Here is a 21,857-nt window from a genome sequence, read left to right as displayed (position 1 = left end):
GTGACCCACCACATTGCGATCCAAACGTCCGGAGAAGCGCTGTACGCCTTCGGCCGGCCACTCGACAGCGCTACGCTGCCTTAATGCCGCGGATGAACGTCTCGACAAACCGGCGCATGTTCTCCGACTGACGCGTCAGCTCTTCCGAGGCGTCAAACACCTCGCTCGCGGCCGTGCTGGATTCGTTCGATGCGACCCTGACTCCCCGGATGCTTGCCGAGATCTCGCCGGTGCCTCGCGCGGCCTCCTGAACGTTGCGCGCAATCTCCCGCGTGGCGGCATCCTGCTCGACAACCGCAGCCGCTATCGAAGAGGCAATCTCGTTGATCTCCTCGATCGTGACCGTAATGTCGTGGATTGCGGCGACCGACTCCCCGGAGGTCGTCTGGATCGCCTCGATCTGGCCGCGAATATCGTCGGTTGCCTTTGCGGTCTGTTCGGCGAGACTCTTCACTTCGCCCGCAACGACGGCAAATCCCCTGCCAGCCTGTCCCGCCCGAGCCGCCTCGATCGCCGCGTTCAGCGCCAGCAAGTTCGTCTGCCTCGCGATCTCATTGATCAGCCTGAGCACGTCGCCGACTGCTTGCGCGGCGGATGAAAGACCTTGCACGGTCTCGTTGGTCCGGCGGCTTTCGACGGCGGCCTTTTGGGCGATCTGCGCCGATTGCGTCACCTGCCGTCCGATTTCGGTGACTGAGTTCGACAGCTCCTCGGTCGCCGCAGCGACAGTCTGCATGTTGACGGAAGCAACCTCCGTCGCCCCGGCCACGCTCGCAGCTTCGTCGCTGGTCTGACCGGCCGACTTGTTCATTCGGGCTGCCGTGGCTTCGAGCTGCGAGGAGGCGGATATGACCGTCTCGATTACCTCGGCGATATCGACGTTGAATCGCTCGGTGAGTTGGTCGATGCGGGTTGCGCGGGCCGTGCGCTGCGCGGTCGCTTCGCGCTCCCTCGCGTTGAGCTCGACGGTGCGAATCAGGTTTTCCTTGAAGAATTGAACGGCGCGCGCCATCGCGCCGATCTCGTCGCTCCGATCTGTTGCATCGACCTGCCGGTCGAACTCGCCGCCGGCCAGGCGCGTCATGGTGTCGGCAAGCTGGCCGATCGGAACCGTGATGCTCCGCGCCATCATCGCGACCGCCACCAAGCTCGCCAGCAGTACAAGTACGGTCAGACCGATCACCAGACCAAGGCTCACAGTAGCTTCAGCCTCCTTCTTCGCCATCAGGCCGGCGAGCTGCGTCACCAGGCCATCCTCGACCTTCTTCATGAGGTCAATTCGAACCGTCGCCGCATCAAACCATGATTTACTGTCGAGCCCGCCGAAATCTCCCGCAAGTCCGCCCTTTTCGACGACCCTGCGCATGCCTTCGAACTTGTCGATTGCAGGTCCCGACAGTTGCGAACCGACGAGCTCCTTGGCCTGCGACGAGGCGACTGCGCGAAAGGAAGTCAAGAAACTGTCCTGCGCCGCCGCAAGGCCGATCGCCCGGATATAGGCCTGCGGCTCGAAACGGCCCGCCGCAATCGCGCCGGCCACGGTGGCACGTTCCTGACCGGCACGTTCCTTGGCTTCCACCAGATTGGCATGCGCTGCAATCGACCGCGAAACATCGTCGTCGGTGGCGAGCTTCGAAATGCCCGACATCACGGTAATCACACGGGCAATGATATCGGTCAGATGGCCAACTGCCACGACCGGAGCAACCACCTGGTTATCGATCTGCTCCCGCAACGAATCGAGGCGGCCGACGCCCTCCGTCGCCGTCCGGCTTGCGGACGCAAGTGGGCCGCTTCTTTCGCGGTCAAGATCGGCGAGCGCGCCGAGCGCTATGGACCTCTCGGCATCACTGCGCCCACGCTGCTGGAGGAGCTCTGCGCCCAGTTGCCTGCCCTTGCTGCTTAGAAAGGTCGACGACAGGCCGCGCTCGCGCTGGAGCTCATGGACGAAGCGGCTCAGCTTGCCGACGGCGTCCACGGCCGGCCGCATGTCGGCCATTTCCGAGCGCGCGGACCATTTGACGGAGATTTCGTAGAGTGCGAGCGCGGCAAGCGCCGCGAGAGGCAGCAGCGCGGCCAAGGCTATGCGATGAAGAATTCTTGCGTTCTTTAACATCAATCGAGTTCGCGTTTGCGAGCTCGTAATAGGATAGGACTGGTAAAGAAAGCACTTGATGCGCGTGAGCAAAAGATGGGCGACGCCTGCTCACGGATGCGGCACCCAAGTCAATCCATCACCAGCGCGACGCGGCCGATCGCCTTGCGGTCGAGCAGCAATCGCATCGCCTTCGCGTAGTCCTCCAAAGGCAGGCGGTGCGAGACGTTGGGGCGGAGCTTGCCCTCCTCCGCCCACTTGAGCAGCGCCTTCAGCCGAACCTCACCCAGCGCCGGATTCTTGCGCACGGCCTCGCCGGCGCGCACGCCAAGCACGCTCGCGCCCTTGATCAACAGGAGATTGGTCTTCGCCGAGCCGATGCCGCCGGTGAAGCCGATCACCAGAAGCCGCGCACCCCACGCGATGCAACGCATCGAATTTTCGAACACTTCGCCGCCGACGGGATCGAAGACGACGTCCACGCCACGGCCGTCAGTGATGCGTTTGACGGCATCGCGGAACGGCTCGCGGTCGTAGCGGATGAGATGATCCGCGCCCCGCGCCTTGGCGATCGCGAGCTTTTCGTCGCTGGACGCCGTCGCAATCACGGTGGCGCCCAAAAGCTTGCCGATTTCGACAGCGGCAAGGCCGACGCCGCCGCCGGCGCCATGCACCAGCAGCACCTCGCCTGGCTCGACCCTGCCGCGATCGATCAATGCGTGATAGGCGGTGCCGTGACCGGCGAGATAAGTCGCGGCTTCCGCATAGTCGAATGTCGACGGCTTTGGGGTGAGCTGCGCGGGCGTCACGATCGCTTCATCCGTGAAGGCGCCGTGGCGCATCTTGACGATGACCTTGTCGCCAACGGCGACGCCGCTCACCTCCGCCCCAAACTCGGTCACGTCGCCTGCGGCTTCCATCCCCGGTGTGAACGGCAGTTCCGGCTTGAGCTGATACTCGCCAGCGGCCATCAGCACGTCGGGAAAATTCAGTCCGGCAGCGCGGATTGTGACGCGCACCTCGCCTGGCTTCAGCGGCCGCGACGGACATTCCTCCAGCCGCAACGTCTCGGGCGCGCCGAGTTGGCGACAGACGACAGCCCGCACCATCAGGCCGCGCTCGCCTTGCGGCGCAGCAGCGCCTCGCGGATCAAGGGCAGCCGATCGTTGCCGAAATACATGTCGGTCTTGTCGACGAAGATCGTCGGCGAGCCGAAGCCGCCGCGGGCCACGACCTCTTCCGTATTGGCCTTGAGCTGGTCCTTGATCCCTTGCTCCGAGATGCCGGCCAAGAACTTCTGCTCATCGAGACCGATCTTCCTGCAGATGCCGGCGAGCACCGCGTCCTGCGAGATGTCCTTGTCCTCGCCCCAATAGGCCTCGAACACGGCGGTCGCGAACGGTACCACGTCCTTACCAACCCAGATGCAGCCGCGCATTGCCTTCACGCTGTTCACGGGAAACACCGTCGGCGGCATCTTGATCGCGAGCCCAGCCGCGCGCGCCCAGTCGCCGAGGTCCTTCAGCATGTAGCGCGCCTTCAGCGGCACCGGCTTTTCTCGTTGTGCGTAGACGCTCGGGTTGACCGTGTTGAAGATGCCGCCGACCAGGATCGGCCGCCAGGTGATCTCGGCACCGAGTTCTTTCGCGAGCGGCTGGACGTTGTGGAAGGCGAGATAGGTCCAGGGGCTGGAACAGTCGAAGAAGAACTCGATCATGGCGTTTCCTTGTTGCGTTGTTGGTTTTGTTCGTCGCACTGCCCCGTACTCCGTGGGGGCTGGTTCCAGCCGCTCGGCGTCGGCGCGAGTAGAGATCGATCATCGCCTTCCCTATGGACGCCGCCGGTTACTAGGCGACTTTTGTTGTTCTGTACCTCGACGTTAAGACATGGCAGGAAGGGGCGCAACACAACCCGCCGGGAGGGCCGCCATGCTGTTTCCAACCACGATCGCCGGCTCCTTGCCGAAGCCGGAATGGCTCGCCGAGCCCAACATGCTCTGGGCGCCCTGGAAGTCGAAGGGCGACGAGCTTGCACGCGCCAAGCGCGACGCGACGATGCTCGCGGTAAAAGTTCAGGAGGACGCCGGCATCGACATCGTCACCGAGGGCGAGCAGGCCCGGCAGCATTTCGTGCACGGCTTTCTGGAGAAGATCGACGGCATCGACTTCGCCCACAAGGTCGAGATGGGCATCCGCAAGGATCGCTACAAGGCGATGGTGCCGCAGGTGGTCGCACAGCTCAGGCTCAAGGGCCGCGTCCACGCCGACGAAGCGCGCGTCGCGCGCACGCATACCAAGAGAAAGCTCAAGTTCACCCTGCCCGGGCCGATGACCATCATCGACACCATCGCCGACCGCTATTACGGCGACCGGGTCAAGATGGCCTTTGCCTTCGCCGAGCTGCTGAACGAGGAAGCCAAAGCGCTGCAGGCTGACGGCGTCGATCTCGTGCAGTTCGACGAGCCCGCCTTCAACGTCTACATGGACGAGGTCAATGACTGGGGCATCAAGGCGCTGGAGCGCGCCGCGCAGGGGCTGACCTGCGCCACCGCCGTGCATATCTGCTACGGTTATGGCATCAAGGCCAACACCGACTGGAAGGAGACGCTCGGCAGCCAGTGGCGGCAGTATGAGCAGATCTTTCCGGCGATCGATGCGAGTTCGATCCAGCAGGTCGCGATCGAGTGCCGCAATTCGAAGGTGCCGCTCGACCTGCTTACGCTGCTCAAGAACAAGATCGTGCAGGCCGGTGTGATCGATGTCGCGAGCGATACGGTCGAGACGGCTGAGGACGTCGTGCAGGTGATCGACGCGGTGTCGAAATTCGTGCCCAAGGACAACATCATCGCGACCACCAATTGCGGCATGGCGCCGATGCGACGGGAGATCGCGGAGGCCAAGCTGATGGCGCTCGGCGCCGGTGCCGCGCTGGCGCGCGAAACATTGCGATGATGGCGGCGCTGCTTCGGATTGCATGTAGCCTCGCGCTGCTAGTGGCGGCTGCGCTGCCGGCGCACGCGGAGGATCGCTCCGTGCTTCTCAGTTGCAAGGCAATGGTCGAGCGCACGTCCAAGGATTCGAATGCCGCGAGCGAAGCTGAGCTCGCCCGCTGCCGCCAAGTGATCCGTGAATGGGCCCTGCGCGATGCGCGGATGACGGTCGACGAGCAAGGGCGGCCGCTGAAGTAACAGGTATCGCCACGAGCACATTGCGCCCTCTCGAGGGAGAGCTGGAGAGCGGGGTAGCCTCGAACTCCGCTCTCGCTTGGGGCTACCCCCCTCCCTGGCCCTTCCCCGCAAGGGGGGAGGGAACGGACTGTGCACTCGGATGCAGCGTAACTTCATAACCAGCATTCAACGCGCGCAGCGTCGATGGCGGCGTCAGCAGCATCGGCTGAATCAGCTCGCGCGTCCCGGCGACGTAGCCCGCCGGTGACCATAACAGTGCCCTGCCCTGCGTCACCAGAAAACTCTCTTCGCCCTGCTGCACCATCGCGCCGTCAGGCAATTGTTCGAGCGGCATCAACAGCGCGTGCAGCCGCTTCCTGCCGCGATCGAGCCGCTCGTGGTGCAGCACCGTATCGATGTCGTGCATGCGCACATTGTGCACACGATTGCCTTTCTCCCACGCCGCGCGAAACCGATTGGCATCGTCGCGACGGCAATAGAAGCAGGGACGGTGTCCGGCGGCGAGCGCAGTTGCCTCGTCGAGGAAAAACAGCTCGGTCCAGCTTTGCGTCGCCATCACCTCGCGGCGGCGCCCGCGGAATTCGCACGTGCAGGTCAGCCAGGCCGGCGTCGACCAGCGCTTCTTGAGGAGCGTCTTCGTCGCGGGATCATGGATGATGCCGCGATTGCCGGTGAACAGGCCGCGGTGCGGAGTGGCGATGATCTCGCCGGTCGGCGTGACGCGATTTTGCAGGGGGCGAGTAGCAAATAGCGAATGGCGAGTGGACGAGCTGCTATTCGCCATTCGCTACTCATCACGCCGCGCCGTCGCGCAGCGGCGGGTGGTAGGAGAGCGCGGTGTCCCAGGGGAAGAAGATCCAGGTGTCCTGGGAGACTTCGGTGATGAAAGTGTCGACCAGCGGACGTCCCTTGGGCTTGGCGTAGACGGTGGCGAAATGCGCGTCAGGCAGCATCTCGCGCACCAGCCTGCCGGTCTTGCCGGTGTCGACGAGGTCGTCGACGATCAGCAGGCCCTTGCCGGTGCCGCCGCCGAGCTTCATCGCCGCTTCGGAAATGCCCTTGAGGACCTGCAGGTCGCCCTGCTTGGTGTGGTCGTAGCTCGCGATGCAGACCGTATCGATGACGCGCACCCCGAGCTCGCGCGCGACGATCGCGGCCGGCACCAGGCCGCCGCGGGTGATCGCGATCACCGCGTGGAATGGACCGACCTCGTTGAGCCGCCAGGTCAGTGCCCGGCAATCTCGGTGGAACTGATCCCACGAGACCGGGAAGGCCTTCTGCGCGCTCAGTTCCGGTGCTTCACCAGCCATTGTCGTCTCCTGCCATTCGTCGTCCGGCAGCTAGCTGCTAGCGGGTGATGTTCAATCCCGCCAGCATTTCCTTCACTGCGGCCATCGCGGCCGCGAGCTTCTCCGGATCGCGCGAGCGCACCACCAGATTGGTGTTCGGCTTCTGCTCTTCGTCCATGAACGGATAGCTGCCGATGATCGTGTCCGGATGGGCCGTGGCAATCGCCCGCAGCGGGCTGCCGATGTCGCCCTCCCGCGCATTGGCGCGGACCGAATCGGAGAGCATGCGGACGCCCGATTTCAGCTTGGGCGAGACGATATCCATCATCGCCTGCATGATCGAGGGCACCCCCGCCATCACGATGACATTGCCGATCTTGAAGCCGGGGGCGAGGATGGTCGCGCTCTGGATCAGCTCGGCGCCATCCGGGATGCGGGCCATGCGCAGCCGGGCCTCGTTGAGGTCCTGCTCGCTCCAGCGCTCGCGGAAACGGGCGACGACCTCCGGATGGTGATCGATGCCGACACCGAATGCCTTGGCGACGCTATCGGCGGTGATGTCGTCATGAGTCGGCCCGATGCCGCCGGTGGTGAAGACGTAGGTGTAGCGTTGCCGCAGTGCGTTCAACGCGGCGATGATGTCGTCCTCGTCGTCGGCAACAACCCGGACCTCCTTCAGGTCGATGCCGATATTAGTCAGGTATTCGGCGATGAAGCCGATATTCTTGTCCTTGGTCCGGCCGGACAGGATTTCATCCCCGATGACCAGTATGCCCGCCGTGACGATTTCGCTCATAACTTAAGTCCCTCACCTGTCGCGCCGACTTTGCCGAGGTAACGCGTTGAAGTCACGCGCTTTTGCTGCCGAAATAAGCAGTCCTCAGCCATTTTTTCAGGCAAGCCCCCGGTCGTCCCCGGCAAATGCCTTCAGTCCATGCTTATCGCGCTGGCCCGGCCCTTGCTACCACCCAGGGAAGTCATGCACTCTCTGATGCATGGCCACAGGACGTTGCGGTCTTCACCAAGGCCTACGCGACCTGTCCAATGGCGCAATGCCTGGGGAGAACAGTCGGGATCTATGGCAGTCGCGTTTGATGAAATGAATATCCCCGGCGGGGAGCTTCGCCCCGCCTATCAGGAGCTGGCACGCTGGCTCAAGGAGACGCCTCCCGAGGCGCTCGAATATCGCCGCCAGGAGGCCGAGCTCCTGTTCCGCCGCATCGGCATCACCTTCGCGGTCTATGGCGAGGCCGAGTCCACCGAACGCCTGATCCCGTTCGACGTGATCCCGCGGATCATGTCGGGCAAGGAATGGGCGCTGCTGGAAAAGGGCCTGAAGCAGCGCGTGCGTGCGCTCAACATGTTCCTGCGCGACATCTATCACGGCCGCGACATCCTGCGCGCCGAGATCGTGCCCGATGATCTGATCTTCCAGAACCCGGTGTTCCGTCCCGAGATGAACGGCCAGCATGTGCCGCACGACGTCTACGTGCACATCGCCGGCATCGACATCGTCCGGGTCGACGCCAACGACTTCATCGTGCTGGAGGACAATGCGCGCACGCCGTCGGGCGTGTCCTACATGCTGGAAAACCGCGAGATCATGATGCGGCTGTTTCCGGACCTGTTCGCCCGCCACAGGGTAGCGCCGGTCGAGCGCTATCCGGACGAACTGCTCGCCGCGCTGCGCTCGGTCGCGCCGCACGGCGCATCGAGCGAGCCGACGGTGGCGCTGCTCACCCCCGGCGTGTACAATTCGGCTTACTACGAGCACTCCTTCCTCGCCGACAAGCTCGGCATCGAGCTCGTCGAAGGCCGCGACCTCATCGTCAAGAACAACGAAGTGTTCATGCGGACGACCGAGGGGCTGAAGCGTGTCGACGTGATCTATCGCCGCGTCGACGACGACTTCCTCGATCCCCTCACCTTCCGCCCCGACTCCGTGCTCGGGGTGCCGGGACTGATGTCGGCCTATGCGGCCGGCAACATCACGCTGGCGAATGCCGTCGGCACCGGCATTGCCGACGACAAAGCGATCTACTCCTACATGCCGGATATCGTGAAATTCTATCTCGGCGAGGAGCCGATCCTGAAGAACGTGCCGACCTGGCGCTGCCGCGAGCCGAAGGACCTCGCCTATGTGCTCGACAATCTCAGCGAGCTCGTGGTGAAGGAGGTGCACGGCTCCGGCGGCTACGGCATGCTGATCGGGCCGGCGGCGACGAAGGCGACGATCGAAGCCTTCCGCGAGAAGCTCAAGCGCGAGCCGGAAGGTTTCATCGCCCAGCCGACGCTGGCGCTCTCGACCTGCCCGACCTGCACGGCGTCAGGCCTCGCGCCGCGCCATGTCGACCTGCGCCCCTTCGTGCTGACCGGCAGCAAGCACACCACCATCGTGCCCGGCGGCCTCACCCGCGTCGCGCTGAAGGAAGGCTCGCTGGTGGTGAATTCGAGCCAGGGCGGCGGCACCAAGGACACCTGGATTCTGGACGAGTAGAGAGATGCTGTCGCGTACCGCCGAAAACCTCTACTGGCTCGCCCGCTACGTCGAACGGGCCGAATATCTCGCGCGCACCATCGATGCGACGCTGCGCGTCACCGCACTTCCCGCCGCCTATATCGGCAAGACCAATGAATGGGACTCGGCGCTGCTCACCGCCGGCGTCGCCGCGAGCTTCTATCAGCAATATCAGGAAGCCAACGAAACCAACGTCGTCGACTATCTCTCCTTCTCGCCGGACAATCCGTCCTCGATCAGGAACTGCATCGAGGCGGCGCGGCTGAACTCGCGCTCGGTGCGCACGGCGCTCACCAGCGAGATGTGGGATACCATCAACTCGGCCTGGATCGAGCTCCAGGCGGTCTGGAGCAAGGGCACCTCCACGCGCGAGGAGCTGGCAAAGTTCCTGCGCTTCGTGCAGGAGACGTCCCTGCGCTTCGACGGCTCCGCCTACCGGACCATGCTGCGCAACGACGCCTACTGGTTCTCGCGGATGGGCGTGCATCTCGAGCGCGCCGACAACACCGCGCGCATTCTCGACGTGAAGTACCACGTGCTGCTGCCCGAGGAGGAGCATGTCGGCGGCCCGCTCGATTTCTATCAGTGGAGCTCGATCCTGCGCTCGGTCTCGGCACTCACCGCCTATCACTGGGTCTACCGCGAGACGCTGAAACCCTGGCTGATCGCCGATCTGCTCATCCTCAACGATACGCTGCCGCGCTCGCTTGCGAGCTGCTACGGCAATCTCGTCCGCAACCTCGACCAGGTCGGCGTCGCCTATGGCCGCCAGGGCCCGGCCCAGCGCCACGCCCGCGGCATCCGCAACCGGCTGGAGCACTCCAACATGAACGACATCTTCCAGCATGGCGTGCATGAATTCATTCAGGAATTCATCGCGGACAATTCCAGGCTGGGCGAAATCATCACGAGGCAGTATTTGATCTGATACATGCCGTCATTCCGGGGCGCGCGAAGCGCGAACCCGGAACGACGACACAAGACTATGGTCCACCATGCGCCTGCGAATCCAGCACACCACGACCTATCGCTACGAACCGCCGGCGACGAGCGTGATCCAGGTCCTGCGCATGACGCCCGGCAGCCACGACGGGCAATATGTGGCGGAATGGCAGATCGACGTCTCGGCCGACACCAAGCTCGACACCCACGAGGATGCGTTCGGCAACGTCACCCATGTCCTGTCCTGCGGACCCGTCGGCGATATCAAGATCAGCGCCGAGGGCCTGATCGAGACCCACGACACCGGCGGCGTGCTGCGCGGCACCGACGAACGCTTTCCGCCCGGCATGTTCCTGCGGACGACGCAGCTCACCGAGGTCAATCCGGCGATGGCCGCGGTCGCGCGGCAGTTGCGCGCGGAGGCCGAGAGCGACACGCTCGGCTTCCTGCACACGCTGATGACGCAGATCAGCGAGCACATGACCTTCGACGAGGACCCGACCAACAGCGGCACCTCGGCAGCGGAGGCATTCACGCTCAAGCGCGGCGTCTGCCAGGACTACGCGCATATCTTCATCGCCTGCGCCCGCACCGGCGGCGTGCCGGCGCGCTTCGTCTCCGGCCACTTCCTGCGCGCCGACGGCACCATCCACCAGAATGCCGGCCACGCCTGGGCGGAAGCGTACGTAGCCGATCTCGGCTGGATCGGCTTCGATCCCGCCAACTGCATCTGCTCGACGGACGCCCATGTCCGCGTCGCGATCGGGCTCGACTATCTCGGCGCGGCGCCCGTGCGCGGCACCCGTTATGGCGGCGGCATCGAGACGCTGACCGTGGCGGTCAAGGTCGAGCAGGCCGGCCGCGGCGGCCAGTCCCAATCGCAATGGCAGGGGTGACGCGTGCCGCGCGCACGCCCTCATCCTGAGGAGGCGCGGCAGCGCCGTCTCGAAGGATGGGCCGCGGGCTAGATCGGGGCCTTCATGGTTCGAGACACGTGCTGCGCACGCTCCTCTCCATGAGGGGTGAGAGCGGACGCCTCCCAGCCGCCTACGGCCTTCATCTACCGCAAGGTTTCAACCCAGCGCCCGCGGGAATTGGGGTTGGAGCGGCCTTTGAAATTGGCTAGTAATTCCGCGCAAACGCGTTCGGGGACGGAAATGACCTATTGTTGCGGAATCCTGGTTCGGGACGGGCTCGTCATGATTGCCGACACCCGCACCAATGCCGGCCTCGACAACGTCTCGACCTTCCGCAAGCTCCACATCTTCTCCAAGCCCGGCGAGCGCATCATGGCGATTGCCAGCGCCGGCAACCTCGCCATCAGCCAGTCGGTGCTGTCGACCCTGACCGAAGGCCTGGAAGACCCCGACACGGGCGAGGTCGAGACGCTGATGAATGCGCCGACCATGTTCCAGGCCGCCCAGCGGATTGGCCGCGCGATCCGCGCCGTGCACGCCACGGAAGGACCGGCACTGAAATCCGAGGACGTCTCGTTCGACGTCTCCTTCCTGTTCGGCGGCCAGATCAAGGGCGCGCGCATGCGCCTGTTCATGGTCTACACCGCCGGCAACTTCATCGAATGCACCACCGACACGCCGTATTTGCAGATCGGCGAGCACAAATACGGCAAGCCGGTGCTCGACCGCGCCATGCACTACGACGTCGAGCTCTACGAGGCGCTGAAGACCGGCCTGATCTCGATGGACTCCACCATGCGCTCCAATCTCGGCGTCGGCCTTCCGATCGACGTGCTGGTGGTGCGCGCGGATGCCTGCGATGCCGACCTCAATCACCGCATCGAGGCGGGCGAGCCCTATTTCCACGACCTGCGTTCGCGCTGGTCCGCGGCGCTGCGCGCGGCGCACCAGAACATCCCGCGCCCGCCCTACAAGAACGAAAAAGAACCCAAAACCTGACACCAGAGAAAAGGCAGGAAACAATGAGTGAAGCAAAGAAGATCGCAGTGGTGACCGGCGCCGGCACTGGTGTCGGACGTGCGGCGGCGCTGGCGCTGATGAACGCGGGCTTCACCGTGGTGCTCACCGGACGCCGGCTCGACATGCTCGAGGAGACGGCGAAGCTTGGTCCGGCCGGCAAGAGCCTTTGCGTTACCGCCGACATGACCAAACCCGACTCGATCGCCGCGCTGTTCGCCAAGGTGAGCCAGACCTATGGCCGGCTCGACGTGCTCTTCAACAATGCCGGCATGGGCGCACCGGCCGTGAATTTCGAGGACCTCAGCCTCGAACAGTGGCAGGCGGTGGTGAACACCAACCTCACCGGCCCGTTCCTGTGCACACAGCACGCCTTCCGCATCATGAAGGACCAGACCCCGCGCGGCGGCCGCATCATCAACAACGGCTCGATCTCGGCGCACGCGCCACGGCCGTTCTCGGCAGCCTACACCTCGACCAAGCACGCCATCACGGGCCTCACCAGGGCGAGCAATCTCGACGGCCGCATGTACGATATCGCGGTCGGCCAGGTCGACATCGGCAATGCCGCTACCCCCATGACCGATCGCATGGTCAACGGCCCCGGCGTGCTGCAGCCGGACGGCACGACGAAGCACGAGCCCCGCATGGACGCCAAGGCGGTCGGCGATGCCGTCGCCTACATGGCCGGCCTGCCGCTCGATGCCAACGTCCTGTTCATGACGGTGATGGCGACCAAGATGCCGTTCGTGGGACGGGGCTAAAGGTCTCTCCTCTCCCTCTCCTCGTTCTTACGGGGAGAGGGCTGGCACTCTGCGCCCCACTCAAAAACTGAAAAACAACCCCATGCACAGTAGACGTCAAGGGGGTTGTGGCTGCTGCCGGCGAGCGGGGTGAAGTCAAGCAAACCCACGCGCCACCTTCACAATCGTCATTGCGAGCGCAGCGAAGCAATCCGGACTGTCCCCGCGGAAAGATTCTGGATTGCTTCGCTTCGCTCGCAATGACGGGGGGGAGAGGTGTCCCCTACTCCAGCCGCTCCACCTGCCGCAGGCTTGGAAACAGCTTCATCCACAAGAGCGCAACCGCGATGGTGCAGACGCCGCCGAGCACGGCGGCCGGCATGGCGCCAAACAGCGCGGCCGTCAGCCCGCTCTCGAACTGGCCGAGCTGGTTCGAGGCGTTGATGAAGAGGAAGTTCACTGCACCGACGCGGCCGCGCATCTCGTCGGGCGTCGCCAACTGCACCAGCGAGAAGCGGATCACGACGCTGATCGTGTCGGCCGCGCCGAGAATCGCAAGCGACACCACCGACAGCCACATCCAGGACGACAGCGCGAACACGACGGTGGCGATGCCGAACACGATCACGGCCTGGAACATGCGCAGGCCGACATGCCGCGAGATGGCATGACGCGCCAGCACCATGGTCATGACCAGCGCGCCGACGGCCGGCGCCGCACGCAAGACGCCGAGCCCGACCGGGCCGGTCTGCAGGATGTCGCGGGCATAGATCGGCAGCAGCGCGGTGACGCCGCCGAATAGCACGGCGAACAGGTCAAGCGAGATGGTGCCGAGGATCGCCGGATTGCCGCGGATGAAACGGACGCCAGCAAAGATGTTGTCCGCGCCCATATCCTTGGCGACCGCCTGCGGGCGCGGCCGGATGAAGCCGGTCAGGATCATCCCGAAAATCCAGAACAGCACCATCACGGCATAGGCCAGATGCGGCGCGATCGCATAGGCGAAGCCGCCGAGCGCGGGACCCGTGATGGTCGCGACCTGCGCCGCGCCGCTCGAGATCGCGGTTGCGCGCTGGAGCGACCCCTGCGGCGCGATCAGCGGCAGCAGGGCCGCAGTGGTCGGGCTCTCGAAGGCGCCGGCGATGCCGAGCACGAAGGTGGCGACGAAGATCTGCACCTCGCCGACCGCACCGAGATAGGTGCTGATGGCGAGATAGAGCGCCGTCGCCGCTTCAACGAGCTGGCAGAGCTGGACGACGCGCTTGCGCTCGTAGCGATCGGCGGCGTGGCCGGCGACGAACACCAGGAGCGCCGTGGGCAGGAACTGCACGAGCCCGACCATGCCGAGGTCGAACGCCGAGCCGGTGAGATCGTAGATCTGCCAGCCGATCGCGACCGCCGCGATCTGGCTGGAAAAGCGCGACAGGCTGCGCGAGAGCAGGAAGAACAGGAAGGCGCGGTGGGAGAGCAGCACGCGGGCACTGACCGGCGGATTCGCTGACACCGGCCGCTCTTCGCTTAGCTCTTCACTCAGCCCTTCACTTAGCTCTTGGCTCACCTTCTGGACCATCCGCCCGATATTGACAGGCTCCGCGTGGCCGACGCAGGCGTGCTTGTCAACAGCGGGCGGCCGCGCCCATGTTCCGGCATTGCCTTTGCAATGCACGCGCGGCCATAATCATTGGGGGTTTGGGAACATCATGCTGCGGCTGCAATCGGCACTCGGCATTTTCGCATTGCTGCTGATCGCCTGGGCGCTCGGCGAAAACCGACGCGCGGTCTCAACGCGCCAGGCGGCGATCGGGCTCGTCGTCACCTTCGTGACCGCGGTCGTCCTGTTGAAGCTGCCGGTCGTGGCGCATGCCTTCGGCGCCATCAACGACGCGGTCGGCGCCATCTCATCGGCTTCGCGCGCCGGCTCGTCCTTCGTGTTCGGCTATGTCGGCGGCGGCACCCCGCCCTTCGACGTCAAGGTGCCCGGAGCCGATTTCATCCTGGCGTTCCAGGCGCTGCCGATCGTGCTGGTCATGAGCGTGCTGACGACGCTCTTGTTCTATTGGCGGGTGCTGCCGCCGATCGTGCGCGGCATGGCGTGGCTGCTCGAACGCACGCTCGGCGTCGGCGGCGCGGTCGGGCTGTCGACCGCCGCCAACATCTTCCTCGGCATGGTCGAGGCGCCGCTGTTCGTGCGGCCGTATCTGGCGCAGATGACGCGCAGCGAATTATTCCTGGTGATGACCGGCGGCATGGCCGGCATCGCCGGCACGGTGCTGGTGCTCTATGCGACGCTGCTGGCGCCGCTGATCCCCGATGCTGCGGCACATTTCGTCATCGCCTCGGTGCTGGGCGCGCCGGCCGCGATCCTCGTCAGCCTGATCATGGTGCCGGAGACCAGCGACAAACGCACCGGCGGCGCGCTGGAGGATCCCGAGATGGAGGTCTCCAGCACGATGGACGCCATCGTGAAGGGCACGAGCGCGGGCCTCGAGCTGCTGCTTAACATCGTCGCCATGCTGCTGGTGCTGGTGGCGCTGGTCTATCTCGTCAACGCCACCCTCGGCCTGCTGCCGAACGTTGGCGGCGCCGCGATCTCGCTGCAACGCCTGCTCGGGCTCGTGATGGCGCCGGTGTGCTGGCTGATGGGCTTGCCATGGGATCAGGCCGTCACGGCCGGCAGTCTGATGGGCACAAAGACCGTGCTCAACGAACTGATCGCCTATGTCGATCTGTCGAAACTTGCGCCGGACGCGCTCGACGCACGCTCGCGCCTGATCATGCTCTACGCGATGTGTGGCTTTGCGAATTTCGCCAGCCTCGGCATCATGATCGGCGGCCTCGGTGTGATGGCGCCGGAGCGGCGCGAGGAGATCAATGCGCTCGGGCTGAAGTCGATCGTATCGGGGACGCTGACGACGTGTTTGATGGGGGCGGTGGTGGGGGTCATGACCTGAGGCCGAACCTGCAGCCCGGATGAAGCGCAGCGCAATCCGGGACATCGCTTCCGGTGTTCGCGGCCTTCCCGGATTTCGTTTCGCTCCATCCGGGCTACAGGCTGAGGTAAGAGAACGTCATTGCGAGCGAAGCGAAGCAATCCAGAAATTCATCCGCGGAAATGGTCTGGATTGCTTCGTCGCTGCGCTCCTCGCAATGACGACGAGAGAACGGCTACGCCTTCAACTCCACCGTCTTGAATTCCGCCGGCAGGATCACCTCCAGCAGTTCGACATCATCCGAATAGTCGAGGATCATGTGCTTGATCTTCGGCGGCTGGGTCCAGGCGCTGCCTTGCGTCATCAGCGTCTCGCCCTGGCCGTCCATATAGGTCTTCACCCAGCCCTTGAGCACATAGACCATCTGGAATTCGACGTCGTGATAGTGGAGCTTTGAGACCTCGGCCGGATTGCACGGTGGCAAGAGGCGGATGACATGCGCTTGTGCGAGGCCATGGGTTGCATCGGAGATGCCGAGGTCGCGATACTGGGCGTAGGCGCGCAGGCCGTCGGCCTTGAAGTCTTCTTCGCGGTGATGGCTGACGGCGATGCGCTGCTTCGGCCGCGCAGCCTTCCTGGCGGACGATTTGGCCGGTGTCGTGCGCGCCTTCGCTTTCACCGCCTTGCGCGCCGAGGACCGCGCCGCGGCCTTGCTGCCGCTCCTCTTCTTCACCGCAGGCTGTGCGGCGCTGCGCGATGCCGGCTTCTTGGTCTTGGCCATGAGTTGCCTCCCGTTGTTGTTATGGGCGAGAGGCTAGCACAGATTGGGGAAATCGTAGGGTGGGCAAAGCGAAGCGTGCCCACCAGCGCGAGATGCGATCGTGGAGAGGTTGGTGGGCACGGCGCGCGCAAGCGCGCCTTTGCCCACCCTACGAGTCCGAGCCCGGCGTCAGTTCAGCCTGAACACGCCGTCCACGGCGCGCAGCTCCGCGGGCTTGATCAGCTTGGAGTGCGCCACCGTCACCGAGAACAGCGGACCGTCGAGCTTCTCCTCCCAGAACGCCAGGAAGTCGGTCAGCGCCGGGAATTTCGGGAAGACATCGTAGTTCTGCCAGACGTAAGTCTGCAGCAGCGAGGGATGATCCGGCATCCGATAGAGAATTTGCGCCGTCGTCAGCCCGTAACCAAGCATCTGTTTCCGGAAGTCCTCGGAAACACCCCCAACCGGCAAGCCCATGCCAACCTCCTTTGCAGGAGCGCATATTCAGGGGGCTGGCTCGATCCCGTGTGCCCGACGAGCCACCCGGTGGAGATGCGCTCACATGAGAGAAATGTGACGCAAACTGACAATCCATCTCAAGCCCAAAAGTTTAACAAGCTGTTGAAATTCAATGCGTTAGCAGCAGATGCGCGCCCGTGCTAATACGGGCTCCGCAGGTCGGTTAACGATGGAAAAGGGAAGCTGGCAACGCGCGCTTGGGAGTGCTGATTTTTCTGCTACAAGCCCTTGCTCCCGCAAAATTCCTGTCCTATTTCAACCTCGCTTGTGCTAGCACTCGCTGGTAACGATTGCTAACAAGCTGAAAATCCTCAACTCGTGCAACTGCTTAGGAGGACTGCATGAAATTCCGTCCGCTTCACGACCGCGTCGTGGTCAAGCGCATCGACGCAGAAGAGAAGACCGCTGGCGGCATCATCATTCCCGACACTGCCAAGGAAAAGCCCTCCCAGGGCGAAGTCGTCGCCGTTGGCCCCGGTGGCCGCGACGAGGCTGGCAAGCTGATCCCGATCGACCTGAAGGTCGGCGACCGCGTGCTGTTCGGCAAGTGGTCCGGCACCGAAGTCAAGATCGACGGCCAGGACCTGCTGATCATGAAGGAGAGCGACGTGATGGGCGTCCTCGAGGTCAGCGATTCCAAGAAGAAGGCGGCTTAAGAGCCCCTCTCTCTCCCTCAGTCAAACCCTTAAGGAAAAATCCAGATGGCAGCCAAAGAAGTCAAATTCTCGGTTGAGGCGCGCGACAAGATGCTGCGTGGCGTCGACATCCTCGCCAATGCAGTGAAGGTCACCCTCGGCCCGAAGGGCCGCAACGTCGTTCTCGACAAATCGTTCGGCGCTCCGCGCATCACCAAGGACGGCGTCACCGTCGCCAAGGAGATCGAGCTCGACGACAAGTTCGAGAACATGGGCGCCCAGATGGTGCGCGAAGTCGCCTCCAAGTCCGCTGATGCGGCCGGCGACGGCACCACCACCGCGACCGTGCTCGCGGCCGCGATCGTGAAGGAAGGCGCCAAGTCGGTCGCCGCCGGCATGAACCCGATGGACCTCAAGCGCGGCATCGACCTCGCGGTCGAAGCCGTGGTTGCGGACCTCGAGAAGAACTCGAAGAAGGTCACCTCGAATGACGAGATCGCCCAGGTCGGCACCATCTCGGCCAACGGCGACGCGGAGATCGGCAAGTTCCTCTCCGACGCCATGAAGAAGGTCGGCAACGAGGGTGTCATCACCGTCGAGGAAGCCAAGTCGCTCGAGACCGAGCTCGACGTCGTCGAGGGCATGCAGTTCGATCGCGGCTACATCTCGCCCTACTTCGTCACCAACGCCGACAAGATGCGCGTCGAGATGGATGACGCCTACATCCTCATCAACGAGAAGAAGCTCTCCTCGCTGAACGAGCTGCTCCCGCTGCTCGAGGCCGTGGTGCAGACCGGCAAGCCGCTGGTCATCGTCGCCGAGGACGTCGAGGGCGAAGCGCTCGCTACCCTCGTCGTGAACCGTCTCCGTGGCGGCCTGAAGGTCGCGGCCGTCAAGGCTCCGGGCTTCGGCGATCGCCGCAAGGCCATGCTCCAGGACATCGCGATCCTGACCGGCGGCCAGGCGATCTCGGAAGATCTCGGCATCAAGCTCGAGAACGTCACGCTCAACATGCTCGGTCGCGCCAAGAAGGTGATGATCGACAAGGAGAACACCACGATCGTCAACGGCGCCGGCAAGAAGGCCGACATCGAGGCGCGCGTGGCCCAGATCAAGGCGCAGATCGAGGAGACCACCTCGGACTACGACCGCGAGAAGCTCCAGGAGCGTCTCGCCAAGCTCGCAGGCGGCGTCGCGGTGATCCGCGTCGGCGGCGCGACCGAGGTCGAGGTGAAGGAGCGCAAGGATCGCGTTGATGACGCGATGCATGCGACCCGTGCGGCTGTCGAGGAAGGCATCGTCCCGGGCGGCGGCGTCGCCCTGCTCCGTGCCTCCGAGCAGCTCAAGGGCCTGCGCACCAAGAACGACGACCAGAAGACCGGCGTCGAGATCGTGCGCAAGGCGCTGTCCGCGCCGGCTCGCCAGATCGCGATCAACGCCGGTGAAGACGGCTCGGTGATCATCGGAAAGATCCTGGAGAACAAGGCCTACAACTACGGCTTCGACTCCCAGACCGGCGAATACGGCAACCTGGTCACCAAGGGCATCATCGACCCCACCAAGGTCGTGCGCACCGCGATCCAGAACGCAGCCTCGGTTGCAGCTCTGCTGATCACCACGGAAGCCATGGTCGCCGAGCTGCCCAAGAAGGGCGGCGCCGGCCCCGCGATGCCTCCGGGCGGCGGCATGGGCGGCATGGACTTCTGATCGACGAAGTCGTCCCGGACGCGGTGCAGCGCGCAGCGGTGCACCGCAGAGCCGGGATCTCGCTCCACGAAATGCAGAACCCCGGCAGCGATGCCGGGGTTTTTGTTTTTGCCGGCTCTCCCCCTCGTCATTCCGGGGCGCGCCCCGTTGGGCGCGAGCCCGGAATCCATAACCACGAACGTCAGTTGGCTAACCTGGGATAGAGATCATCCCAGTTCGGATTCTGCTCAGCCAATGTAGAGCGTGCCGTGCTTCCTGCTGGCGAAGATGTAGACGTAGTGGACCATTCCAACCGCCTGGGGTTATGGATTCCGGGCTCGCGCTTCCGCCTTCGCTCTTCGAGCTTCGGCACGAAGCCTATCGCGGTCATCACGCGGCTGTCGGTCGCCCGTCGGCAGTCAACGATGCGCGAGATCCCTGAAGCACAGCCGCAGCCAGTCGATGGTCAAGCGCGTCGCCGGATCGCGCCTGAGATGGTTCTGCACCAGCAGCCAGACGTCGCGACGCCTGGGAAGCAGCGTCGCGCGCAGGCCGCGATCGGCGAGCAGCGCTGCGCTGTTGTGCTCCGGCAGGACACCGATGGCGCGATGCGACCTGATCAACGTCTGGATGACGCGGACATTGTCGGTGACGCAGCGCGCCGCGCTGAGGCGCTTTGCGCGCAAGAACTGCTGCTCCGGGATCGCATCTAACTCGTCCGGATAGGCACAGACGATCGGTGCGGCATCGACGGCCTCCGCCGGCTCGAAGAAATACAGCCGCACCTCGGCAAGCTTGGAGATCGTGAAGTCGCCCTTCTCCGGCTTGCGCAGCCGGATGGCGAGATCGGCCTGCCAGCGCGAGAACTTGACGTTCTCGCTCGACGTCAGGAATTGCAGCGTCAGGCCAGGGTTCTCGCGCAAAAATGGCTCGGCGCGTGGCGCGAGCAACTCCTCCGCGACCGAATTGGTCGAGGCGATGCGCAGCCGTCCGACGGGACCCGGCTGGCTCTCCCCGATGCGGCCGATCTCGGCGACATGCCCGGCAATCGCACCGATGTGTTCGAGCACCTTCTCGCAGTGGCGGGTCGGCCGGCGCACGCCGTCCATGGCCTCGAACAGGGGAACGCCAAGGTCGCGCTGGATGCGGGCGATGCGCCGCCCGACCGTGGTCTCGTCGATGCGCAGCCGCGCGCTCGCACCGGCATAGGTGCCCTCGTCCCGCACGGCCGCGATGATGCGCAAATCGTCCCAGTTCATCCGCACCGATTAGCATGCTGCCCGCTTGCCTGCAAATTTGCAGCCACCTGCTGCAATAGTCCTGCACGAACGCGGGCCGCGGCCGCGCTAGGCTGCGCTGGTCCGACCTCCTGGAAAGGCTCCCATGACCGCTCCAAAGACCCTGCTCGAACTCGCCGGCGCAGATCTTACTCCGCCACGGCTCGGCGAGACCTGTCTCGTCCTGATCGACATCCAGAACGAATATCGCGCGGGCCCGCTCGCGCTGCCTGATGCAGAGGCCGCGATCGTGCGCGCGTCTCGCCTGCTCGCACACGCGCGCCAGAGCGGCGCTGCGATCTTCCACATCGCGCACAAGGGCCGCGCCGGCGGCCTGTTCGACCGCGAGGCCGAGCGCGGCGCGATCGTCGAGAGCCTGGCACCACTTGCGACCGAGCCCGTGATCGAGAAGGGACTGCCCAACGCTTTCGCCGGCACCGACCTGCAGGCGCGGCTCGCCGCGACCGGACGCACGAACATCGTGCTGGCGGGCTTCATGACCCACATGTGCGTGAGTTCGACCGCACGCGCCGCACTCGACCTCGGCCTGCGCACGACGATCGCGGCCGATTCCTGCGCCACTCGCGACCTGCCCGATGGCCGCGGCGGGACGCTGGATGCCCGGACGATCCACGAGGTTGCGCTCGCCGAGCTGTCGGATCGCTTCGCAATTATCGCGCGCGGCGAGGCGCTGAAGTAACGGAGCGCACGATGCTGCAGCTCTATTTCTTTCCGATGGCCTGCTCGCTCGCCAGCCGTATCGCGCTGATGGAGGCCGGCATCGAGGCGCGCTATCACCTCGTCCATATCTGGACCAAGAAGGTCGTGGACGACGGCAGCGATTTCCGCGGCGTTTCGCCGAAAGGCGCCGTGCCGGTGCTGATCCTGGAGAACGGCGAACGGCTCACCGAGAGCGCGGCGGTGCTGCAATATGTCGCCGATTTGAAGCCTGAGCTCGGGCTTGCGCCGCGGCCCGGCGATCCGGATCGCTATCGCCTGCAGGAGTGGCTCAGCTTCACCGGCGCCGAGATCCACAAGGGGTTCCTGTTTCCAACCTTCTGGTACAAGGACGAGGCGTCGCTCGCCAAGCCGCGCGCAAGAATCGGACAGATATTGTCGGTGCCGGCCACGCATCTCACTGAGCGCGAATTCCTGGTCGGCGATCGCTTCACCGTAGCAGATGCGCATCTCACCTGGGCGTTGCTGCTGCTCCGTCCCGCCGGCGTCGATATCGCGCAATGGCCGTCGCTGGTCAGCTATCTCGAACGCATGCAGGCGCGGCCCGCCGTGAGGGAAGCAATTGCCACCGAGATGGCGCTGCGCAAGACGCTAGCGGCCTAGA

General features: G+C 64.5%; 22 protein-coding genes. 12 read left to right on the top strand and 10 right to left on the bottom strand.

From position 1 onward, the window contains the following. Positions 1-70 precede the first annotated feature (70 nt). From MTR72_RS27915 to MTR72_RS27905, 3 genes are all read right to left on the bottom strand, one after another. On the bottom strand, positions 71-2,116 hold the full coding sequence (locus MTR72_RS27915) for a methyl-accepting chemotaxis protein (protein WP_280970083.1): 2,046 nt from the start codon (positions 2,114-2,116) through the stop codon (positions 71-73). Positions 2,117-2,226: 110 nt separating this feature from the next. Further along, positions 2,227-3,204: an NADPH:quinone oxidoreductase family protein gene (locus MTR72_RS27910; RefSeq protein ID WP_280970082.1), complete on the bottom strand. Its 978-nt coding sequence runs from the start codon at positions 3,202-3,204 to the stop codon at positions 2,227-2,229. Continuing rightward, positions 3,204-3,812: a 2-hydroxychromene-2-carboxylate isomerase gene (locus MTR72_RS27905; RefSeq protein WP_280970081.1), complete on the bottom strand. Its 609-nt coding sequence runs from the start codon at positions 3,810-3,812 to the stop codon at positions 3,204-3,206. The genes MTR72_RS27910 and MTR72_RS27905 overlap by 1 nt, the downstream gene beginning before the upstream one ends. Positions 3,813-4,023: 211 nt before the next feature. On the opposite strand from MTR72_RS27905, the gene MTR72_RS27900 reads away from it, so the two are divergent. Both MTR72_RS27900 and MTR72_RS27895 read left to right on the top strand, forming a co-directional pair. Further along, complete coding sequence (locus MTR72_RS27900) at positions 4,024-5,046, top strand: methionine synthase (protein WP_280970080.1); 1,023 nt, start codon at positions 4,024-4,026, stop codon at positions 5,044-5,046. Beyond that, positions 5,043-5,282 (top strand): hypothetical protein, encoded by a 240-nt coding sequence (locus tag MTR72_RS27895; protein WP_280970079.1) that lies wholly within the window; start codon positions 5,043-5,045, stop codon positions 5,280-5,282. The genes MTR72_RS27900 and MTR72_RS27895 overlap by 4 nt, the downstream gene beginning before the upstream one ends. 82 nt (positions 5,283-5,364) lie before the next feature. Here MTR72_RS27895 and MTR72_RS27890 read toward each other — a convergent pair whose 3' ends face one another. From MTR72_RS27890 to MTR72_RS27880, 3 genes are read right to left on the bottom strand one after another with little or no spacing between them, the layout of a single operon-like run. Next, entirely contained in the window at positions 5,365-6,066 is a 702-nt protein-coding gene (locus MTR72_RS27890; protein WP_341511582.1) for a hypothetical protein, read from the bottom strand. A gap of 10 nt (positions 6,067-6,076) precedes the next feature. Then, positions 6,077-6,592 carry a xanthine phosphoribosyltransferase gene (gene gpt / locus MTR72_RS27885; RefSeq protein WP_280970077.1) on the bottom strand — a complete coding sequence of 172 codons (516 nt, stop codon included), beginning with the start codon at positions 6,590-6,592 and terminating at the stop codon, positions 6,077-6,079. A 37-nt stretch (positions 6,593-6,629) separates the two neighbouring features. Further along, positions 6,630-7,367, bottom strand: a complete 738-nt coding sequence (locus MTR72_RS27880) for a competence/damage-inducible protein A (protein ID WP_280970076.1) — start codon at positions 7,365-7,367, stop codon at positions 6,630-6,632. A 282-nt stretch (positions 7,368-7,649) separates the two neighbouring features. Here MTR72_RS27880 and MTR72_RS27875 point away from each other — a divergent pair, with 282 nt between their 5' ends. The 5 genes from MTR72_RS27875 (at position 7,650) to MTR72_RS27855 (ending at position 12,729) form a co-directional block, all read left to right on the top strand. Next, positions 7,650-9,068 (top strand): circularly permuted type 2 ATP-grasp protein, encoded by a 1,419-nt coding sequence (locus MTR72_RS27875; RefSeq protein ID WP_280970075.1) that lies wholly within the window; start codon positions 7,650-7,652, stop codon positions 9,066-9,068. Positions 9,069-9,072: 4 nt separating this feature from the next. After that, entirely contained in the window at positions 9,073-10,017 is a 945-nt protein-coding gene (locus tag MTR72_RS27870; RefSeq protein WP_280970074.1) for an alpha-E domain-containing protein, read from the top strand. A gap of 67 nt (positions 10,018-10,084) precedes the next feature. Next, complete coding sequence (locus MTR72_RS27865; RefSeq protein ID WP_280970073.1) at positions 10,085-10,927, top strand: transglutaminase family protein; 843 nt, start codon at positions 10,085-10,087, stop codon at positions 10,925-10,927. Positions 10,928-11,188: 261 nt separating this feature from the next. Further along, positions 11,189-11,947, top strand: coding sequence for a proteasome-type protease (locus tag MTR72_RS27860; RefSeq protein WP_280970072.1), 759 nt, complete (start codon positions 11,189-11,191; stop codon positions 11,945-11,947). A 23-nt stretch (positions 11,948-11,970) separates the two neighbouring features. Continuing rightward, positions 11,971-12,729, top strand: a complete 759-nt coding sequence (locus MTR72_RS27855; protein WP_280970071.1) for an SDR family oxidoreductase — start codon at positions 11,971-11,973, stop codon at positions 12,727-12,729. A gap of 262 nt (positions 12,730-12,991) precedes the next feature. On the opposite strand, the gene MTR72_RS27850 is transcribed toward MTR72_RS27855, so the two are convergent. Continuing rightward, the gene (locus tag MTR72_RS27850; RefSeq protein WP_445819643.1) at positions 12,992-14,278 is read right to left on the bottom strand and encodes an MFS transporter; all 1,287 of its coding nucleotides are present in this window, start codon (positions 14,276-14,278) and stop codon (positions 12,992-12,994) included. A 130-nt stretch (positions 14,279-14,408) separates the two neighbouring features. On the opposite strand from MTR72_RS27850, the gene MTR72_RS27845 reads away from it, so the two are divergent. Beyond that, the gene (locus tag MTR72_RS27845) at positions 14,409-15,659 is read left to right on the top strand and encodes a NupC/NupG family nucleoside CNT transporter (RefSeq protein WP_280970070.1); all 1,251 of its coding nucleotides are present in this window, start codon (positions 14,409-14,411) and stop codon (positions 15,657-15,659) included. Between the two features lie 214 nt (positions 15,660-15,873). On the opposite strand, the gene MTR72_RS27840 is transcribed toward MTR72_RS27845, so the two are convergent. Together MTR72_RS27840 and MTR72_RS27835 are read right to left on the bottom strand one after the other, a co-directional pair. Next, on the bottom strand, positions 15,874-16,419 hold the full coding sequence (locus tag MTR72_RS27840; RefSeq protein ID WP_280970069.1) for a cupin domain-containing protein: 546 nt from the start codon (positions 16,417-16,419) through the stop codon (positions 15,874-15,876). 168 nt (positions 16,420-16,587) lie between these two features. Further along, positions 16,588-16,875, bottom strand: a complete 288-nt coding sequence (locus tag MTR72_RS27835) for an usg protein (RefSeq protein ID WP_280970068.1) — start codon at positions 16,873-16,875, stop codon at positions 16,588-16,590. Between the two features lie 383 nt (positions 16,876-17,258). Between MTR72_RS27835 and MTR72_RS27830 the strand changes: the two genes are divergently transcribed. Together MTR72_RS27830 and groL are read left to right on the top strand one after the other, a co-directional pair. After that, positions 17,259-17,573 (top strand): co-chaperone GroES, encoded by a 315-nt coding sequence (locus MTR72_RS27830; protein WP_027552484.1) that lies wholly within the window; start codon positions 17,259-17,261, stop codon positions 17,571-17,573. A 45-nt stretch (positions 17,574-17,618) separates the two neighbouring features. Further along, a complete protein-coding gene (gene groL, locus MTR72_RS27825; protein ID WP_280970067.1) occupies positions 17,619-19,259 on the top strand; it encodes a chaperonin GroEL in 1,641 nt (546 codons plus the stop codon). Positions 19,260-19,657: 398 nt separating this feature from the next. Here the strand turns inward: groL and MTR72_RS27820 are convergent, their stop codons facing one another. Beyond that, complete coding sequence (locus MTR72_RS27820) at positions 19,658-20,497, bottom strand: LysR family transcriptional regulator (protein ID WP_280970066.1); 840 nt, start codon at positions 20,495-20,497, stop codon at positions 19,658-19,660. A 124-nt stretch (positions 20,498-20,621) separates the two neighbouring features. Here MTR72_RS27820 and MTR72_RS27815 point away from each other — a divergent pair, with 124 nt between their 5' ends. Continuing rightward, entirely contained in the window at positions 20,622-21,215 is a 594-nt protein-coding gene (locus MTR72_RS27815) for a cysteine hydrolase family protein (protein WP_280970065.1), read from the top strand. A gap of 11 nt (positions 21,216-21,226) precedes the next feature. Continuing rightward, the gene (locus MTR72_RS27810; protein ID WP_280970064.1) at positions 21,227-21,856 is read left to right on the top strand and encodes a glutathione binding-like protein; all 630 of its coding nucleotides are present in this window, start codon (positions 21,227-21,229) and stop codon (positions 21,854-21,856) included. Position 21,857: the final 1 nt, after the last annotated feature.

It is taken from the genome of Bradyrhizobium sp. ISRA442, assembly GCF_038085055.1.
GTDB lineage: Bacteria > Pseudomonadota > Alphaproteobacteria > Rhizobiales > Xanthobacteraceae > Bradyrhizobium.
Note: the sequence above shows the minus strand (reverse complement) of the source record. Positions and strands in the feature narration are given on the sequence as shown.

Coding starts and splice junctions, on each gene's coding strand:
- MTR72_RS27840 (WP_280970069.1), bottom strand. CDS start 16,419: ATGGCCAAGACCAAGAAGCCGGCATCGCGCAGCGCCGCACAGCCTGCG.
- groL (WP_280970067.1), top strand. CDS start 17,619: ATGGCAGCCAAAGAAGTCAAATTCTCGGTTGAGGCGCGCGACAAGATG.
- MTR72_RS27880 (WP_280970076.1), bottom strand. CDS start 7,367: ATGAGCGAAATCGTCACGGCGGGCATACTGGTCATCGGGGATGAAATC.
- MTR72_RS27910 (WP_280970082.1), bottom strand. CDS start 3,204: ATGGTGCGGGCTGTCGTCTGTCGCCAACTCGGCGCGCCCGAGACGTTG.
- MTR72_RS27915 (WP_280970083.1), bottom strand. CDS start 2,116: ATGTTAAAGAACGCAAGAATTCTTCATCGCATAGCCTTGGCCGCGCTG.
- MTR72_RS27905 (WP_280970081.1), bottom strand. CDS start 3,812: ATGATCGAGTTCTTCTTCGACTGTTCCAGCCCCTGGACCTATCTCGCC.
- MTR72_RS27865 (WP_280970073.1), top strand. CDS start 10,085: ATGCGCCTGCGAATCCAGCACACCACGACCTATCGCTACGAACCGCCG.
- MTR72_RS27815 (WP_280970065.1), top strand. CDS start 20,622: ATGACCGCTCCAAAGACCCTGCTCGAACTCGCCGGCGCAGATCTTACT.
- MTR72_RS27810 (WP_280970064.1), top strand. CDS start 21,227: ATGCTGCAGCTCTATTTCTTTCCGATGGCCTGCTCGCTCGCCAGCCGT.
- MTR72_RS27890 (WP_341511582.1), bottom strand. CDS start 6,066: ATGGCGAATAGCAGCTCGTCCACTCGCCATTCGCTATTTGCTACTCGC.
- MTR72_RS27830 (WP_027552484.1), top strand. CDS start 17,259: ATGAAATTCCGTCCGCTTCACGACCGCGTCGTGGTCAAGCGCATCGAC.
- MTR72_RS27855 (WP_280970071.1), top strand. CDS start 11,971: ATGAGTGAAGCAAAGAAGATCGCAGTGGTGACCGGCGCCGGCACTGGT.
- MTR72_RS27860 (WP_280970072.1), top strand. CDS start 11,189: ATGACCTATTGTTGCGGAATCCTGGTTCGGGACGGGCTCGTCATGATT.
- MTR72_RS27895 (WP_280970079.1), top strand. CDS start 5,043: ATGATGGCGGCGCTGCTTCGGATTGCATGTAGCCTCGCGCTGCTAGTG.
- MTR72_RS27835 (WP_280970068.1), bottom strand. CDS start 16,875: ATGGGCTTGCCGGTTGGGGGTGTTTCCGAGGACTTCCGGAAACAGATG.
- MTR72_RS27820 (WP_280970066.1), bottom strand. CDS start 20,497: ATGAACTGGGACGATTTGCGCATCATCGCGGCCGTGCGGGACGAGGGC.
- MTR72_RS27850 (WP_445819643.1), bottom strand. CDS start 14,278: ATGGTCCAGAAGGTGAGCCAAGAGCTAAGTGAAGGGCTGAGTGAAGAG.
- MTR72_RS27900 (WP_280970080.1), top strand. CDS start 4,024: ATGCTGTTTCCAACCACGATCGCCGGCTCCTTGCCGAAGCCGGAATGG.
- MTR72_RS27875 (WP_280970075.1), top strand. CDS start 7,650: ATGGCAGTCGCGTTTGATGAAATGAATATCCCCGGCGGGGAGCTTCGC.
- MTR72_RS27870 (WP_280970074.1), top strand. CDS start 9,073: ATGCTGTCGCGTACCGCCGAAAACCTCTACTGGCTCGCCCGCTACGTC.
- gpt (WP_280970077.1), bottom strand. CDS start 6,592: ATGGCTGGTGAAGCACCGGAACTGAGCGCGCAGAAGGCCTTCCCGGTC.
- MTR72_RS27845 (WP_280970070.1), top strand. CDS start 14,409: ATGCTGCGGCTGCAATCGGCACTCGGCATTTTCGCATTGCTGCTGATC.